At 68.4% G+C, this 16,695-nt stretch carries 14 protein-coding genes; 11 read left to right on the forward strand and 3 right to left on the reverse strand.

The genetic code is table 11. The features are described 5' to 3' along the window. Nucleotides 1-34: 34 nt before the first annotated feature. Nucleotides 35-835 carry a methyltransferase gene (locus tag BLV57_RS12745; protein WP_091288838.1) on the reverse strand — a complete coding sequence of 267 codons (801 nt, stop codon included), beginning with the start codon at nt 833-835 and terminating at the stop codon, nt 35-37. Nucleotides 836-985: 150 nt separating this feature from the next. Further along, nucleotides 986-2,413 carry a CCA tRNA nucleotidyltransferase gene (locus tag BLV57_RS12750; RefSeq protein WP_425425988.1) on the reverse strand — a complete coding sequence of 476 codons (1,428 nt, stop codon included), beginning with the start codon at nt 2,411-2,413 and terminating at the stop codon, nt 986-988. 119 nt (nt 2,414-2,532) lie between these two features. Between BLV57_RS12750 and BLV57_RS12755 the strand changes: the two genes are divergently transcribed. The 9 genes from BLV57_RS12755 (at nt 2,533) to BLV57_RS12795 (ending at nt 13,264) form a co-directional block, all read left to right on the forward strand. Then, nucleotides 2,533-3,057: an NUDIX hydrolase gene (locus BLV57_RS12755; RefSeq protein ID WP_091288840.1), complete on the forward strand. Its 525-nt coding sequence runs from the start codon at nt 2,533-2,535 to the stop codon at nt 3,055-3,057. Then, nucleotides 3,054-5,198, forward strand: coding sequence for a DUF6049 family protein (locus tag BLV57_RS12760; RefSeq protein ID WP_091288841.1), 2,145 nt, complete (start codon nt 3,054-3,056; stop codon nt 5,196-5,198). The genes BLV57_RS12755 and BLV57_RS12760 overlap by 4 nt, the downstream gene beginning before the upstream one ends. Before the next feature lie 448 nt (nt 5,199-5,646). After that, nucleotides 5,647-7,440: a murein biosynthesis integral membrane protein MurJ gene (gene murJ, locus BLV57_RS12765; RefSeq protein WP_218134775.1), complete on the forward strand. Its 1,794-nt coding sequence runs from the start codon at nt 5,647-5,649 to the stop codon at nt 7,438-7,440. A gap of 75 nt (nt 7,441-7,515) precedes the next feature. After that, nucleotides 7,516-9,123 (forward strand): protein kinase family protein, encoded by a 1,608-nt coding sequence (locus tag BLV57_RS12770; protein ID WP_091289119.1) that lies wholly within the window; start codon nt 7,516-7,518, stop codon nt 9,121-9,123. A gap of 29 nt (nt 9,124-9,152) precedes the next feature. Next, nucleotides 9,153-9,755, forward strand: a complete 603-nt coding sequence (gene sigM / locus BLV57_RS12775; RefSeq protein ID WP_091288842.1) for an RNA polymerase sigma factor SigM — start codon at nt 9,153-9,155, stop codon at nt 9,753-9,755. Beyond that, nucleotides 9,752-10,516, forward strand: coding sequence for an anti-sigma factor (locus BLV57_RS12780; RefSeq protein WP_091288843.1), 765 nt, complete (start codon nt 9,752-9,754; stop codon nt 10,514-10,516). Before sigM ends, BLV57_RS12780 begins: the two co-directional genes overlap by 4 nt. A 78-nt stretch (nt 10,517-10,594) precedes the next feature. Beyond that, the gene (gene trxB / locus BLV57_RS12785; RefSeq protein WP_091288844.1) at nt 10,595-11,590 is read left to right on the forward strand and encodes a thioredoxin-disulfide reductase; all 996 of its coding nucleotides are present in this window, start codon (nt 10,595-10,597) and stop codon (nt 11,588-11,590) included. Nucleotides 11,591-11,614: 24 nt separating this feature from the next. Beyond that, the gene (gene trxA, locus BLV57_RS12790; RefSeq protein ID WP_091288845.1) at nt 11,615-11,938 is read left to right on the forward strand and encodes a thioredoxin; all 324 of its coding nucleotides are present in this window, start codon (nt 11,615-11,617) and stop codon (nt 11,936-11,938) included. Between the two features lie 195 nt (nt 11,939-12,133). Continuing rightward, entirely contained in the window at nt 12,134-13,264 is a 1,131-nt protein-coding gene (locus tag BLV57_RS12795) for an N-acetylmuramoyl-L-alanine amidase (RefSeq protein ID WP_091288846.1), read from the forward strand. 255 nt (nt 13,265-13,519) lie between these two features. Here the strand turns inward: BLV57_RS12795 and BLV57_RS12800 are convergent, their stop codons facing one another. Beyond that, on the reverse strand, nt 13,520-14,161 hold the full coding sequence (locus BLV57_RS12800) for a GNAT family N-acetyltransferase (protein WP_091288847.1): 642 nt from the start codon (nt 14,159-14,161) through the stop codon (nt 13,520-13,522). Between the two features lie 191 nt (nt 14,162-14,352). Between BLV57_RS12800 and BLV57_RS12805 the strand changes: the two genes are divergently transcribed. Beyond that, complete coding sequence (locus BLV57_RS12805; RefSeq protein WP_091288848.1) at nt 14,353-15,672, forward strand: aminotransferase-like domain-containing protein; 1,320 nt, start codon at nt 14,353-14,355, stop codon at nt 15,670-15,672. 40 nt (nt 15,673-15,712) lie between these two features. Next, the gene (locus BLV57_RS12810) at nt 15,713-16,663 is read left to right on the forward strand and encodes a D-alanine--D-alanine ligase family protein (protein ID WP_091288849.1); all 951 of its coding nucleotides are present in this window, start codon (nt 15,713-15,715) and stop codon (nt 16,661-16,663) included. The last annotated feature ends 32 nt before the right edge of the window (nt 16,664-16,695 follow it).

Below are 16,695 nucleotides of genomic sequence, written 5' to 3' on the forward strand. Positions count from 1 at the left end.
GCTTTTCCCGGGATAAAGCCTGCTAAATCCCGCTCTAAGCAGCTTTGATCAACACCGCAGGCGCCCACCAGTAGTCGGCCAGCGGCTCGATTTCGATGTTTGTGAACCCAGCGGCCTCGAGCTGTTCGACCCACTTCGCGGCGGGCTGCTCCCAGTTGGTCCGCGCGACCGACGGCGTGATCTGCCCGAGCAGCACCGGCAGCAGAAAACCCTGCGCGACCAGCGAGGCGTCGGCCCCGTACTCGGTGATCCCGCGTTCGTAGCGCTTGACCATCGACACCAGATGCTCCGGCGTGCCCTCGACGTACACGGGCACGTCGAACTCGGCGATGGTCAGCCGCGTCGCCCGCTCCCGGAACGCTTTGAGCACGGACGGCCGATCCTCCGGCACGACCGACTGCAACGAGAACGTCGCCTGCGCCGCGTCCCACCGCTGCTCATCGTCGCGCGCGAAGAACTCCTGCGCGGTCATCTGCCAGGCCTGCGCGCCGGGCACACCCTTCTTGGCGTCCTTGAGCAACGCCTCAGACGGCTCGACGAGATCGACCCTGAGCGGCGCGTGCTGCGCCCGGTCCAATGCCGGAACGACCGCGAGCCCGTCACCACAGCCGACATCCAGCAACGCGTCGGGCTTCGTCTCGTCGTACCCGGCGGCGAGCGCGTCGCTCAGCCGCTCGTACAGCTCGACGTTCCCGCCGCCGCGCACGAAAGCGGTGAAGGCGGCCGGCTGGTCGTAGACCTTCCGCTCACCCTCATCCCGCAGGTACTCGGTCAGTTCCTCGCCAAGCCTGAGCCCGGCCGATGCCGCGACGAGCGCGTCCACTTCGTGCCCCATGAGCCCCAACCGTACCCACAACCCCGCCCCCGATGTTCCGGCTCCGCCCACGCCAAACCCCGAAAGTGGCTTTGGTCAGATGTGATAGCCCGAAAGCCACTTTCGTCAGATAAGACCTGACGAAAGCCACTTTCGGGGTTTTACGAGGTCCTAGGCAGGTGGGGTGATGCCGTTGGCGGCGGCCCATTTCAGCAGCTCGGCGACCGCTTCGTCGTGGTCGAGGGGGCCGCGGTCGAGGCGGAGCTCCTTGAGGAACTTCCAGGCCTGGCCGACCTGGGGACCCGGCTGGAGGCCGAGCAGCTCCATGATCGCGTTGCCGTCGAGGTCGGGACGGACGCGAGCGAGGTCTTCTTGCTCGCGCAGGCGGGCGATGCGTTCTTCGAGCTGGTCGTAGGTCGCCTGCAACGCGGCCGCCTTGCGCCGGTTGCGGGTGGTGCAGTCGGCGCGGACGAGCTTGTGGAGGCGGGGGAGGAGGTCACCGGCGTCCGTGACGTAGCGCCGGACGGCCGAGTCGGTCCACTCGCCCTTGCCGTAGCCGTGGAACCGCAGGTGGAGGAAGACCAGCTGCGAGACGGACTCGATGATCTCCTTCGAGTACTTCAGCTCGCGCAAACGTTTGCGGGCCATCTTCGCGCCGACCACCTCGTGGTGGTGGAAGCTCACCCCACCACCCGGCTGAAACTCGCGCGTGCGCGGTTTGCCGACGTCGTGCAGCAGCGCGGCCAGCCGGAGGATCAAATCCGGCTCGGAGGTCGGCTCGTGCGTCTTCTCCAGCTCGATCGCCTGCCGCAGCACGGTCAGCGAGTGCTGGTAGACGTCCTTGTGCTGGTGGTGCTCGTCGATCGCGAGCCGCATGCCGGGCACCTCGGGCAGCACCCGCTCGGCCAGCCCGGTGTCGACCATCAGCTCCAGGCCCGGCCGCGGGTCGTCGGCCAGCAGTAGCTTCGACAGCTCTGCCTGCACACGCTCGGCGGTGATCCGGTCGATCTCGCCCGCCATCTCGGTCATCGCCTTGACCACGCGCGGCGCCGGGGTGAACCCGAGCTGCGCGGCGAACCGGGCCGCGCGCAGCATGCGCAGCGGGTCGTCGGCGAAGGACTCCTGCGGCGTCGCGGGCGTGTCGAGCAGGCGGTCGCGCAACGCGGACATGCCGTCGTAGGGGTCGACAAATTTCTTCGCCGCCAAGTCGATGGCCATCGCGTTGACCGAGAAGTCGCGCCTGAGCAGGTCTTCTTCGATGGTGTCGCCGAAGGTGACCTCGGGATTGCGGGTCACCCGGTCATAACTGTCCGCGCGGAAGGTGGTGATCTCGAGCAGCGAGCCCTGCTTGGTCACCCCGACGGTGCCGAAGGCGATCCCGACTTCCCAGATGTTGTCGGCCCAGCCGCGCACGATGTCGAGCACCTGCTGCGGCCGCGCGTCGGTGGTGAAGTCGAGATCGTGCGAACCACGCCCGAGCATGACGTCGCGGACACTGCCGCCGACCAGATACAGCTTGTGACCGGCCTTGCTGAAAAGGCCAGCCAGTTCATCCGCCAGTGGGGAGATACGCATCAGCTCGGTCACCGCATTCTGCATGGCGACTAGTTCGTTCACTGCAATCCCACCACGAAAGGGGTGCACTTACTACGCGCACCGATCAACACGGACACGGAGAGCCAGGGTAGCGACGCCGCCGTTTGCTCTAGCATCGCAGCATGTCTGGATCGGCCGGTCGCACCGGTGCCTCGAAGCCGGGCCGCCGGCGGAGGCGCCAGCGCGGCAGGAGGCTGACGACGGTCGACGAGACCTCGGCTGGTGGCCTGGTCATGGACGCCGACCGGGAGAACGCGGTGCTGATCGGCAGGCTCGACCGGCACGGCAAACTGCTCTGGTCGCTGCCCAAGGGACATATCGAAGACGGCGAGACGGTCGAGCAGACCGCCATGCGCGAGGTGAAGGAGGAGACCGGCATTTCCGCGCAGGTCATCGAGCCGCTCGGCGCGATCGACTACTGGTTCGTCGCCGACCGCCGCCGGGTGCACAAGACCGTCCACCACTTCCTGCTCGAAGCCGTCGGCGGCGAGCTGTCCGATGAGGACGTCGAAGTCACCGAGGTAGCCTGGTTCCCGGTCACCGACCTGGAGACCAAACTCGCCTACGCCGACGAACGCAAGCTGGTCCGCAAGGCCCGCGAGCTGTTCTCGCACGAATCCCCTGCCGCTGAGGGAGCTAACGAGTGAAGCGGCTCGCCGCCATCTGCTTGACCATTTGCTTCTTGCTCGTCCAAGGACTCTTCGGCGCGCACGCCGCGCAGCCGCAGCCGCGCCAGGAACCGAGCAGGCTCCGTTTCGACGTCGAGCAGATGAACCCCAGGGTGCTCACCTCGAACTCGACCACGCTGAACATCAGCGGCAAGGTCACCAACATCGGGGACCGGAAGCTCTCGAAGCTGCAGGTCCGGCTGCAGTTCGGCGAGCGGATCACCACCGAGCGGCAGTTCACCGAGTCGGTCGAGGGCACCACGCCGACCGACGCGAGTGTCTCGCAGTTCACCGAGGTCACCGACGTGCTCGAGCCTGGCGCGTCCGCCCCGCTGAACATCACGGTGCCGCTGACCACGTTCAAGCCGTCGAAGATCGGCGTGTTCCCGCTGCTGGTCAACATCAACGGGGTGCCGGAGTTCGGCGGCCAGGCCAGGCTCGCCGCGCTCAACATGCTGCTGCCCGTGCTCGGCATCCCCGGCAAGCAGGCGCCGGACAAGCAGGCGAAGGCCGCGCAGCTGTCCATCCTGTGGCCGCTCACCAGCAGCGTCCCGCACGTCGCGACCTGGCCGTTCCACAGCCAGCTCACGCTGGACAACGACCAGCTGGCCGACGACCTCGACCAGGGCGGCAGGCTGAACTCGCTGCTCAAGGCCGCGCAGACGATCCAAGACGACTCGAAGCTGTTCAACTCGCTGTGTTTCGCGGTCGACCCCGACCTCGTCTCGATCATCGACGCGATGTCGCATGGCTACCTGGTGCGCACCGGCGGCAGCCCGATCACCGGACGCGGCGCCGAGCTGGCGAAGCAGTGGCTCGGCACGTTGAAGCAGCTGGTCAACGGCCACTGCATGGTCCCGCTCCCGTTCGCCGACGCCGACCTGTCCGTGCTCTCGGCGGTCAAAAACGGTGAGCAGGCCGACGGCGAGCTCGTGACCAAGGCCGCCAACCAGACCGCGGTGCTGGAAACGATCCTCAACGCGGTACCCGTCGAGAACACCCTCTGGCCGGAAGGCCCGCTCGACTCGGCCACGATCGGCGCGCTGACCTCGGCGGGCATCAAGACGATCATCACCGAGTCCAACCGGGTCCAGTCGACCGAGCAGCTCGACACCCCGGTCACCCTCGCGGGCTCCGATCTGCACGTCCAGCCCGCCGATTCGCTGACCTCCGCCGCGCTGAGCGTCGGCGACAAGCCCAACAACGCGGCGGCCAAGCCCGCGGTCTCCACGCAGAACGGACTCGCCGCGATCGCCTTCCGCGCGGGTCTGGGCCAGGGCCAGACGAATCCCGGCCGACTGGTGGTCGCGCCGCCGCACCGCTGGAGCGCGCCGCTGCCCGAGCTGATCACCATGCTGCGCACGCTCACCGGCTACACCGAGAGCGGCATGATCTCGCCGGTCTCGCTCAAGGACTCGCTCACCTCGAAGCCGTCGGCCACCGCGGAGCCGAACAACACCTCGCAGGACCTGGCGACGGCGCCGTCCGCCGAGTTCACCGGCGCGCTGACCGACATCGACACCTCGATCACCAACTTCACCTCGGCCATGACGGTCGACCCGACCGCGCAGGTCAAGCCTGCCGAGCTGGTCACACCCGTCCGCGACGGCCTGATCCGCGCCACCTCCGGCGCCTGGCGGACCGCGGGCGGCGGGATACCCGCGGCGACCGGCAACGCGCGCGGTGAGCTGGCGAACCTCACCAGCCAGGTCGGTGTGGTCAACCCGACCCAGCGCTTCTCGCTGACCTCGGGCTCGTCGCCGCTGCCGGTGACGCTGTCCAACGACCTGCCGGTCGCGATGACCGTCCAGATCGGCCTCAACAACAGCACCGGCCTGCGCTCGCCCAACGAGATCGCGCCGCGGTCCATCCCGGCCAACGCCAAGCGGCAGCAGCTCGTCCCGATCGAGGCGCTGCGGGCGGGCCGGTTCAGCGTCGACGTCTCGCTGAGCACCCCGGCGGGCACCCGGCTCGGCAGCACGGCGAAATTCGAGCTCAGCTCCAACGAGTACGGCACGCTCACGCTGATCGTCACCATCGTCGCGGGCGCGGCTTTACTCCTGTTGTCTTCGCGTCGCATCTATCGGAGGATCAAAGAGAGCAAGGCCACTAGGGTTTGAGCCTTTTCGGGCCGCGCCGACTACCCTGGGTCGACGACGAAACCGGCTGAGGATTGGGCGCACGTTGAACAGAGGACCGGGTGTGCCACCCGAGCGTGCCGGACGCCCTCCTCGTCCAGGCTCTGACCAGCCAGAACGCCGCCAGCCGCCGCCTGCGCAGCCACCTGCCGGGCCGCCGCCGGACGGCCGCCGCCGTGTCACACCGTCACGAGACGAGGAGACGCGCAGGCTCAAGCCGCTGCCGCAGCCGAGCCGCCCGGCGCAGGGTCAGCCACCGCAGCTGCCGCCGATCCGCTCGGCCAAGCCGGTCCCGACCCGACAGAAACCACCCCAAAATCCGCCGCCGACCCGGCAGCAGGCCGCCGCCCCCCAGGGACCGCCGCCCGCGCCGCGCCGCGGCCAGCAGGCGCCGCGCTCCGGTCCGGTCCGGCCGTGGAACCGTGACAACCTGCCCGCGCCGGTCCCGCCGCCCTCCGCGGGTGGTGAGCCGGACGCGACCCAGTTCATCCCGCGCATCCCCGGCGTCCCGGTCGGCTCGCGCTGGCCCGTCGCCGACCCGGACGTGCTGCGGCCGTACGACGCGCTCGCCACCCAGGTCATGCAGCGGGTCGACCTCCCGCTCGTCCGTCCTGGGGAAAAGGAACCGGACAAGAAGGCGCCGTCGCTGGTCAAGACCAGCGGCAAGATCGCCATCGCGTCGCTGATCAGCCGGATCACCGGCTTCCTCTGGAAGCTGATGCTGGTCGCCGCGATCGGCGCCGGCGTCGCCAACGACTCGTTCAACGTCGCCAACACGATGCCGAACATCGTCTTCGAGCTGCTGATGGGTGGCGTGCTGGCGAGTGTGGTCGTCCCGCTGCTCGTCCGCGCGCAGGACGACGAGGACGGCGGTGAGGCCTATACCCAGCGGCTGATCACGGTCGCCGGTGTCCTGCTGCTGGTCGGCACGGTGATCGCGGTGATCGCCGCGCCAGCCTTCACCGCGCTGTACGTCGACACCTCCGGCAAGGCGAACCCGGCGCTGACCACCGCGTTCGCCTACCTGCTGCTGCCACAGATCTTCTTCTACGGCATGTTCGCGCTGCTCTCGGCCGTGCTGAACTCCAAGAACAACTTCGGGCCGGCCGCCTGGGCGCCGGTGATCAACAACCTGGTGGTCATCTTCACGATCGTCGTGGTGGCGATCCTGCCCGGCGACATCTCGCTGGACCCGGTCTCACTCGGCGACACGAAACTCCTCGTGCTCGGCGTCGGCGTGACCGCGGGCATCGTGGCGCAGGCCGTGATGCTCGTGCCGCCGCTGCTGCGCACCGGTTTCCGGTTCAAGTGGGCCTGGGGCATCGACAAGCAGATGAAGGAGTTCGGCGGGCTCGCGCTCTGGATCCTCGGCTACGTCGCGGTCAGCCAGGTCGGCTACACGATCAACACGCGTGTGCTGACCAGCGGCAGCGAGGGCGGCGTCACCGCGTACAGCAACGCGTGGCTGCTGTTCCAGCTCCCGTACGGCGTCATCGGCGTCTCGCTGCTGACCGCGATCATGCCCAGGCTCAGCCGGGCGGCGGCCGACGGCGACCACAAGAAGCTCGTCGCCGACCTGTCCTATGCCTCGCGGCTGTCGACCGTGATGCTGGTGCCGATCTCGGCGGTGCTGACGATCGTCGGCTCGTCCATCGGTGTCGCGCTGTTCAGCTTCGGCAAGAGCACGCCGGAGGCGGCGTCGCGGCTGGGCTCGGCGCTGGCGATCTGCGCGTTCGCGCTGCTGCCGTACGCGCTGGTCATGCTCCAGCTGCGGGTGTTCTACGCGATGAAGGACGCGCGGACGCCGACGCTGATCATGATCGTGATGACCGTGGTCAAGGTCCCGCTGCTGTACATGTGCCAGGGCCTGCTCGACGGCGACCACATCGTGCTCGGCGCGATGATGGTCAACGGGCTGACCTTCGTGGTCGGCGCGATCCTCGGTCAGGTGTGGCTCTGGGTGACGCTCGGTAACCTCCGGAGCAAGCGGGTACTCGGCGTGATCCTCTTCACCGTCGTCGCGAGCGGGGCGGGCGTCGGCGCCGCGTACGTCGTCGGGCTGCTCGTGCCAGACTCGCTGGGGCCGATTCTGCAGGCCTGGGTAAAGTTGATCTTGCAAGGCATCGTCGGCATCGTGGTGTCGTTCGGTGTGCTGGTCGCGCTCAAGGTCGAGGAACTGGCGCCGGCCACGTCGAGATTCACTCGTCTGATCAAGCGCAAATAACGATTGACGCACAGATAACCCGCGACCACGCGTCGTATTCCCGTACCCTCGGTCAGGGAGATATCGGGAGTGAGCGTGGATACGAGACGGAGCGAGCAGGCGGGCGCGCCCAATCCTGCGGGCGTTCGCGCGCAGGGTGGTTCGCTGGCGCCTGGCCGGGTGGTCGGTGACGGCCGGTACCGGCTGCTCGCGCAGTTCGGCATCGATGAGCGGGCAGGCGCGCACCTGTGGCGTGCCCGCGACGGCCAGCTGCGCCGGGATGTCGCGCTGACCTTGCTGGTGGGTGACCCGGCGGACGCCGAGGCGGCCCGCCTGGCCCGTCGCACCCTCGACCGCGCCGCGCACGGCGCGAAGTTCGGGCATGGCGGCGTCGCCCGCGTGCTCGACGTGCTCAGTCTCGGCAGTGGCATCACTTCCACCGAGGGACTGCTCGGCGTGGTGGTCGCCGAGTGGACCAAGGGCAGCGACCTGGTCGACCTCGTCGCCGAGCGCCCGGTGGCGCCCGCAGCGGCCGCCCGCATGGTCCAGCAGCTCGCCGAAGCGGTCGAGCGCGCGCACCAGAACGGCCTCGTGCTCGGCCTCGATCACCCCCAGCGGCTCCGGCTGACGCCCGACGGCGCGCTGAAGCTCGCCTTCCCAGGACCTTTGCCGGACGCGACGCTGCGTGATGACGTCAAGGCGCTCGGCGCGGTGCTCTACCTGCTGCTGACCGGCCGCTGGGCGCTGCCCGGCGGGCCGGCCGCCATCCCGGCAGCGCCGCAAGGCCCTGGCGGCAGGCTCGTGCCGCCGCGTTCGCTGGTGCCCTCGGTGCCGGTCGAGCTGTCGGCGCTGGCCGTGCGCACCATCGAGGACGGCGGCCACGGCGGCATCCGCACCAGCGCGGCCATCCTCAGCGTGCTCGGCCAGGTCGCCGAGGCCGAGGAACGCACCCAGCTGATGAAGGCGATCGGCGCCACCGAAGAGGGCCAGCCCGAGTCGGACGGCACCATCTGGACCACGAAGAAGCCGGTCAAGGACGCGGCGCGGCGCAAGAAGCTGGCGCTGGGCGTGACCGTGCTGGTCGTCGCCGTGGTCGGCATCCTGGCCTGGCTCGGCATGCTGGCGATCAGCCTGTTCCAGTCCGACCCCGACGCCACCGGTCCCAAGGTCAACGTCGCGGCGCCGTCCGCTTCGTCGACCCCGCCGCCGGACGGCGGGCAGCAGCAGCCCGCGCCTCCGCCCGCGCAGGGTGGCGGTGTCGGGCAGGCCGTGGAACCCGCCGCGGTGAACGTCTACAACCCCGAGGGCGCTGGCGACAACCCGGGCCGCGCCAAGAACGCGGCCGACGGCGACCCCGGCACCTTCTGGCGCACCGAGCAGTACAAGCAGCAGTTCCCGACGGTGAAACCGGGCGTCGGCCTGGTCTTCTCCTTCAAGGATCCGATCAAGCTCGCGCAGGTCAAGATCACTTCGGACAAGCCGGGCACCAAGGTCAAGATCCTCTCGGCCGACTCGAAGGACGCCGGCCTGGACGAGACCAAGGAGCTCGCCGCCGCCGATGTCGGCGAGGGCGAGTCGACCATCAGCCTGCCCGCGCCAGCCGACGGCAAGTTCTTCATCGTCTGGATCACCCAGCTGGCCGATATCGACAACGGAAAGCACATGACCCAGTTGGGTGAAGTGAGCTTCTTACCTGCTGCTTGACGTAGTCGATCACTTAGTAGGCTTCCCGGGTGACCGCAGCCATACCCACGGATGCGGATCTCATACAGGCGCACGCCGCCGGAGATCCGCATGCGTTCAGCGAACTGGTCCGGCGGCATCGCGACCGAATGTGGGCGGTAGCGCTCCGCACCGTACGTGATCCCGAAGAAGCCGCCGACGCGTTGCAGGACGCCTTCATCTCGGCGTTCAGAGCGGCGGGCAACTTCCGCGCCGAATCCCAGGTCACCACGTGGCTGCACCGCATCGTGGTGAACGCCTGCCTGGACCGCATCCGCCGCCGTCAGGCGCGGCCGACGGTCCCGATGCCCGAATCCGGCGAGTTCAACGAGCCCGCCGCGCCGGGTGACTCGATGTCCGAACGCGAGACGAAGCTGCTCATCAAGGAAGCGCTCGACACGCTTCCCGAGGACCAGCGTGCGCCGATCGTGCTCGTCGACGTCGAGGGCTACTCCGTCGCCGACACCGCGAAGCTGCTGGGCATCGCCGAAGGCACGGTCAAGAGCCGGTGTGCGCGAGGTCGCGCCAAGCTCGCCAAGGTTCTCGGTCATCTGCGGAACCCCGATGCAGATGCGAACGTCCCAACTCACGAAAGCAAACGGGAGGGACGATGACGGACGAAATTCGGGGGCTTGGCGGTGCCGTCGGCCCGCCGTGGTCTGTCGACGTGCTCGCCGATCTGCACGCGGGAGTGCTGGACGAGCGTCAGGCGGCCGAGCTGTGGCCGCTGGTGAACGCCGATCCGGAAGCGCGCGCGATCATCGAGGCGCTGGAGTCGACACAGGCCGACCTCGCCGGGCTGGCCGTCGAAGCGGTGCCGATGCCAGCCGAGTACGCGGCCCGGCTCGATGCCGCGCTCGCGGAGGAGGTCCAGGCCGCCTTCCCGCGGCAGCGACAAGCCGAATCCGCGCCAGTCGCCCCTGTCGTGAGCCTCGACGCCGCGCGTCAGCGTCGTCGCAAGAAGCAGATGGGCTGGGGTGCCGGGATCCTTACCGCGGCGGCCGCGGCCGCGGTCGCCGTCGCGGTCATCGTTCCTAGCACCTCGTCCAAGGACTCGAGCACGCCCGGCGTCGCCGCGCCGGTGCCGAGCGGACCGTCCGTCGCTTCCGATGGCGCTGGTTCGGAAGCACTGGTCGGCAAGGGAATCGGCTTGATGGATTACGGCCCGCTGCAGAGCAAGCAGAAGCTCGACGCGTGTCTCGATGCCGCGGGCATCGACTCCGGGATCCAGCCCGCCGGCGTGCAGCCGGTCAACGTGAACGGCAAGGCCGGGACCATGGCGATCCTGACCACGGGCAAGTTCGCGCAGTATCGGCTGGTGGCTTTCGACACCAGCTGCGCCAAGTTGTTCGACAAGACAATCGGGGAGAAGTAGCACCCATCACGCTCGGGAACAATCGCCACCTACGATCATGTTGAGCCTGGTACAGGTCACAACGAGTCGGAGGTATCGGTGGCTGCCGAGGAAATCAGGAACCTGATCATCGTCGGATCCGGTCCTGCGGGTTACACCGCCGCCGTGTACGCGGCGCGGGCGCAGCTCGAACCGCTGGTGTTCGAGGGCACCCAGTTCGGTGGCGCGCTGATGACTACGACGGAGGTCGAGAACTTTCCCGGCTTCCGCGAGGGCATTCAGGGCCCGGACCTCATGGAGGAGATGCGCAAGCAGGCCGAGCGCTTCGGCGCCGATCTTCGTGCGGAGGACGTCGAGTCGCTGGAGCTGACCGGGGACGTCAAGTACGTCACCGCGAACGGTGTCCGGTACGCGGCGCGCGCGGTCGTGCTCGCGATGGGCGCCGCCGCCCGCTACTTCTACGTGCCCGGCGAGCAGGAGCTGCTCGGCCGCGGCGTGTCCTCGTGTGCGACCTGTGACGGCTTCTTCTTCCGCGACCACGACATCGTGGTCGCCGGGGGTGGCGACTCGGCGATGGAGGAAGCGACCTTCCTGACGAAGTTCGCGAAGTCCGTCACGATCGTCCACCGGCGTGACGAGTTCCGCGCGTCGAAGATCATGCTCGAGCGCGCCCGCGCCAACGAGAAGATCAAGTGGAAGCTGAACTCGCAGGTCACCGAGGTGATCGGCGACGGCAAGGTGCAGGGACTGAAGCTGAAGGACACGGTCACCGGCGAAGAGTCGACGCTCGACGCCACCGGCTTCTTCGTGGCGATCGGCCATGACCCGCGCAGCCAGCTCGTGCGCGGCCAGGTCGACCTGGACGACGAGGGTTACGTGGTCACCAAGGCGCCCAGCACCTACACGAACCTCGATGGCGTTTTCGCGGCGGGCGACCTGGTGGACCGCACCTATCGCCAGGCCATCACCGCGGCGGGCTCGGGCTGCGCCGCGGCGATCGATGCGGAACGCTGGCTCGCCGAGCACGGCACGGAAGCCGCGCACGAAGCCCCTGAACTCGTCGGCGGCGGCTACGGCGCCGCGTCCGCCAACTGACCCACCCTCACCGAAGGAGACAAGATGTCCAACACCGTCAAGGTGACCGACTCGTCGTTCGTCGACGATGTCCTGACCAGTGAGAAGCCGGTCCTCGTCGACTTCTGGGCCACCTGGTGCGGCCCGTGCAAGATGGTCGCGCCCGTACTGGACGAGATCGCGGCCGAGCACGGCGAGAAGCTGACGATCGCCAAGCTCGACATCGACGCCAACCCGAACACGGCGCGTGACTACCAGGTGATGTCGATCCCGACGCTGATCCTCTTCCAGGGCGGCAAGCCGGTGAAGACGATCGTCGGAGCGAAGCCGAAGCCCGCTCTGCTGAAGGATCTGTCTGACGTGCTCTGAGCCTTTCGGCACCCGGAAACCCGGGAGTGACGTGCTAGTTTGCGCGTGGCTCCCGGGTTTTTCTTTTCAGTTAGCCATGGCCCTACGCACTTACACAGAGTTCACAAGGCACAATAGTGGACCTGGGTCGTCCCCAGTTGTGGTTTTCATTGCCTCGCATCGACGAATCGGTGCCCAAGGAAGAGCGAGGAGTGCATGCGGGTACTCCGCCGCGGTGACGCCGGACCCGACGTCGCCGAGATCAGGTCCGTCCTGGTCGGCCTGACCCTGCTTCCCCCGGCGAACTCGGATGTCTTCGACGTTCCGGTCGAGCAGGCGATCCGTGCCTTCCAGCAGCGTCGCGGCCTGATCACCGATGGGGTGGTGGGTCCGGCGACCTACCGCGCACTCCGGGGCGCCAGCTTCCACCTCGGCAGCAGGCCGCTCGCGTACCTGATCTCGTCCCCTGTGCACGGCGACGACGTGTTCGCGCTGCAGGAGCGCCTCACCGAGCTCGGCTTCGACGCCGGGCGGCCCGATGGCGCCTTCGGCCCGCAGACCGAGCGCGCGCTGAAGGACTTCCAGCGCAACTTCGGGCTCGTCGCGGACGGCATCTGCGGCCCGTCGACCGTCCGCAATCTGAACCAGCTCTCCCCGCGCGTGCGCGGCGGCCGCCCGGTGTTCCTGCGCGAGCAGGAGCAGGTCCGGCGCGCGGGCCCGCGGCTGCGTGGCAAGCGCATCGTCATCGACCCCGGCCACGGCGGTCAGGACCTCGGTGTCGCGGCCAGCGGCCTGCGTGAGGCCGACATCGCCTGGGATCTCGCCCGTCGCCTCGAAGGCCGGATGAAGGCCACCGGCATGGAAGCGCTGATCTCGCGCGGCCCGAACCACAGCCCGTCGGAGGCCGAGCGCGCCCAGTTCGCCAACGACGCGGGCGCGGACCTGTTCCTCTCGCTGCACAGCGACGGCAACCGGTCCCCGAAGGCGCAGGGCGTCGCCAGCTTCCACTTCGGCACCGGCAACGGCACCACGTCGACCGTCGGCGAGCTGCTCGCCGGCTTCATCCAGCGTGAGCTCGCGGCCCGCACGGGCCTGCTGGACTGCCGCACGCACTACAAGACCTGGGAGATCTTCACCCGCACCCGCTGCCCGGCGGTCCGGGTCGAGATCGGCTACCTCACCAACCCGGAGGACAGCCGCAAGCTCGCCGACCCGGCCTTCCGCGACCTCGTCGCCGAAGGCATCCTGGTCGCGGTCAAGCGCCTGTACCTGCTGGGCGAGGGCGACCAGCCGACCGGCACCTTCACCTTCGCCGACGTCTTGGCCCACGAGCTCGCCAAGAGCTGACCAAGCCCGTCCATTTCACCGATTTCCGCGAAGCTTTTTCGCGCTTTCGGCCAGTTACGTAACCCCCGCCCTCCCTGGGGTCCGTGCCCAGCTACATCGTATCCATCCACAGTGCGCGCGAGGCGCTCATCAGCAATCTGTGGATAACTCGGGTAGTGGTCCACAGCTATACACAACCTGCGGAATGAGGGCTGCCCTCGGACCACAAGATGTGCTACGGGTGGGTGTGGATCACTCGCCGTTTCCCGTGAAACATCAGGCGCGGCCGAGGCTCGGTTCCGCCGTGGTGATGGTGACCTGACCGAGCAGGCGCTCGAGCGCGGCCTCGACGTCTTCCTTCCAAGAGATCGCCGAACGCAGTTCGAGGCGGAGCCGCGGCCACTTGGGATGCGGGCGGACCGTCTTGAAGCCGACCGACTGCAGGAACGAGGCCGGGACCACGCAGCTGTGCTCGCCGAGCTCGTCCTCGGACGGCTGAGCGTCGCCGAAGGCTTCGATGGCCTTCACACCGCGGCGCGTGAGGTCCTTGGCGACGGCCTGGACGAGCATGCGGCCGAGCCCGCCACCGCGGAACTCGGGGAGCACCTGGAAGGCCGTGAGCAGCACTGCGTCCGTGCTGGGCGGGGACGTGGGGAACGCCAGCGCGCGGGGGACCGCGTTCGGGGGCGCGTAGAAGACGAAGCCGACCGGGAGGGTGTCGCTGTAGACGATGCGGCCGCAGGAGCCCCATTCGAGCAGCACGCTCGAAACCCAGGCTTCCTTCGCGAATTCGGTGTCGCCGTACTCCTCGGCCTGCGCCTTGAGGTGGGGTGCGACCTCCCAGTAGACGCACCTGCGGCAGCGTTTCGGCAACTGCTCCAGGTTGTCCAGCGTGACGCCCACGACGCGTCGCGACACGCGACCTCCCCGACAACAACTCTTTGATTCGGATGACCACGGCCAGCGCACCCGAAAAGACCAATCGTCAGGATAGGCCGATGTCGCGGTGACCGAAAGGTAGGGAACCCCACAGGGTGGGGTGGTTACACTCGTCCGGCGCTAACCTGCGGGTAGCGACCCACGCCGACCGAATACGGGGGAAGTGTCTCATGACTGAGAACCACCCAGTCAAGCCGCGAGCCGGCCACACCAACCTCGACCCCCACCTCGACCGGTACGCCGCGCGCACCGCCGGGATGACGGCGTCGGAGATCCGAGCCCTGTTCGCCGTCGCCAGCCGCCCCGAGGTGGTCTCGCTGGCGGGCGGCATGCCGAACCTCGCGGCCCTGCCGTTGAACTCGCTGTCCACGCAGGTCTCCGAGATCATCACCGAAGAGGGCCTGGTCGCGCTGCAGTACGGCTCCGCGCACGGCATTCCGACACTGCGTGACCAGATCTGCGAGATCATGGCGCTCGAGGGCATCTCGGCGCACCCGGACGACATCGTGGTGACCGTCGGCTCGCAGATGGGCCTCGACATGGTCACCCGCATCTTCTGCGACCCCGGCGACGTGGTCATCGCCGAGGGCCCCTCCTACGTCGGCGCGCTGGGCTCGTTCACCGCGTACCAGGCGAAGGTCATTCACGTCGCGATGGACGAGCACGGGCTCGTCCCCGAGACGCTGCGCGAGGCGCTCGCCCAGGCCAAGAAGAACAAGCTGCGGGTCAAGTTCCTCTACACGATCCCGAACTTCCACAACCCCGCCGGCGTCACGCTGGCCGTCGAGCGCCGCGCCGAGATCCTGGAGATCTGCCGCGAGTACGGCATCCTCGTTGTCGAGGACAACCCGTACGGGCTGCTCGGTTTCAACGGCCAGGTCTACCCGGCGCTGCGGTCCACCGACCCGGACAACGTGGTCTACCTCGGCTCGTTCTCGAAGACGTTCGCGTCGGGTCTGCGCGTCGGCTGGGTGCTGGCGCCGCACGCGGTGCGCGAAAAGCTGGTGCTGGCAGCCGAGTCCGCGACGCTGTGCCCGCCGACGCTCAACCAGATCATCGTGTCGCGCTACCTGTCGACGCATGACTGGAAGGGCCAGATCAAGAACTTCCAGGAGAACTACCGCGAGAGACGCGACGCGATCCTCAACGCGCTCGACAACTACATGCCGCCGGGCTGCAGCTGGACGAAGCCGGATGGCGGTTTCTACGTCTGGATGACCATGCCGGAAGGCGTGGACACCAAGGCGATGCTGCCGCGCGCGGTCACCGCCCGGGTGGCGTACGCGTCCGGCACCGGCTTCTACGCCGACGGCTTCGGCAGCAGGCAGCTTCGGCTCTCCTACTGCTACCCGACGCCGGAGCGGATCACCGAAGGCGTGCGGCGCCTGGCTTCCGTGCTCGAAGCCGAGATGGATCTGGTGCGTACCTTCGGTAGCGTGACGCCCAGGTCGATCAGCGGTCCCGAATCACCTTCCCCTGACACGGCCTAGTTCTGTCCATAGTGGACACTTAACTTCCGAGGAGATCCCGGTGGCCAATCGCACCGTTGCCGTGCTCGCTGGTGGCCTTTCCCACGAGCGCGACGTTTCGCTCCGCTCCGGGCGCAGGCTGTCCGCCGCGCTCCGCGCCGAGGGACTGACCGTCGAGGAGTGGGACACCGACGCCGAGCTGCTTTCCAGGCTGCGCAAGGAGAAGCCGGGCGCGGTGGTCGTCGCACTGCACGGCGGTGAAGGCGAGAACGGCTCCGTGCAGACGATCCTGGAGATGTTCGACGTGCCGTTCGTCGGCACGAGCTCCGACGGCTGCCGCCGCGCCTGGGACAAGCCGACCGCAAAGGCGTTGCTGCGCAAGGCCGGTTACTCGACCCCGGACTGGGTCGTGCTGCCGAGCAGCACCTTCCGCGAGCTCGGCGCGCAGGCCGTGCTCGACGCGATGGTCGAACGCCTCGGCCTCCCGCTGATCCTCAAGCCGGACCAGGGCGGCTCCGCACTGGGCACCCAGGTCGTCCGCGAGGCGTCCGAACTGCCCGCCGCAATGGTCGGCTGCTTCGCCTACGGGGACACGGTGCTCGCCGAGCGCTTCGTCGACGGCGTCGAGGTGGCCGTGACGGTGATCGAGCGCGGCGATGGCCCCGAGGCACTGCCCGCGGTCGAGATCGTGCCGGAGAACGGCATCTACGACTACACGGCCCGCTACACCGCAGGCCTGACCGACTTCTTCGCGCCCGCCCGGCTTTCCGAGGAGACGGCTAAGGCGGTCGAGGAGCTCGCGCTCGCCGCGCACAAGATCCTCGGCCTGCGCGACATCTCGCGGACGGACGCCGTAGTGGCCGCTGACGGCACCGTGCAGTTCCTTGAGGTGAACCTGTCGCCGGGGCTCACCGAGACCTCCACCGTGCCGATGGCGGTCGAGGCTTCCGGCAACGGGCTCGGTTCCGTCTTCGTCGATCTCGTCGGCCGCGCCATTGAGCGCGGCAACTGAGCCGCCGCACCTGAGCAAGACCCGCGAGTCGT

Origin of the sequence: Amycolatopsis xylanica, from assembly GCF_900107045.1 — a bacterium.
Taxonomy (GTDB): Bacteria; Actinomycetota; Actinomycetes; order Mycobacteriales; family Pseudonocardiaceae; genus Amycolatopsis; species Amycolatopsis xylanica.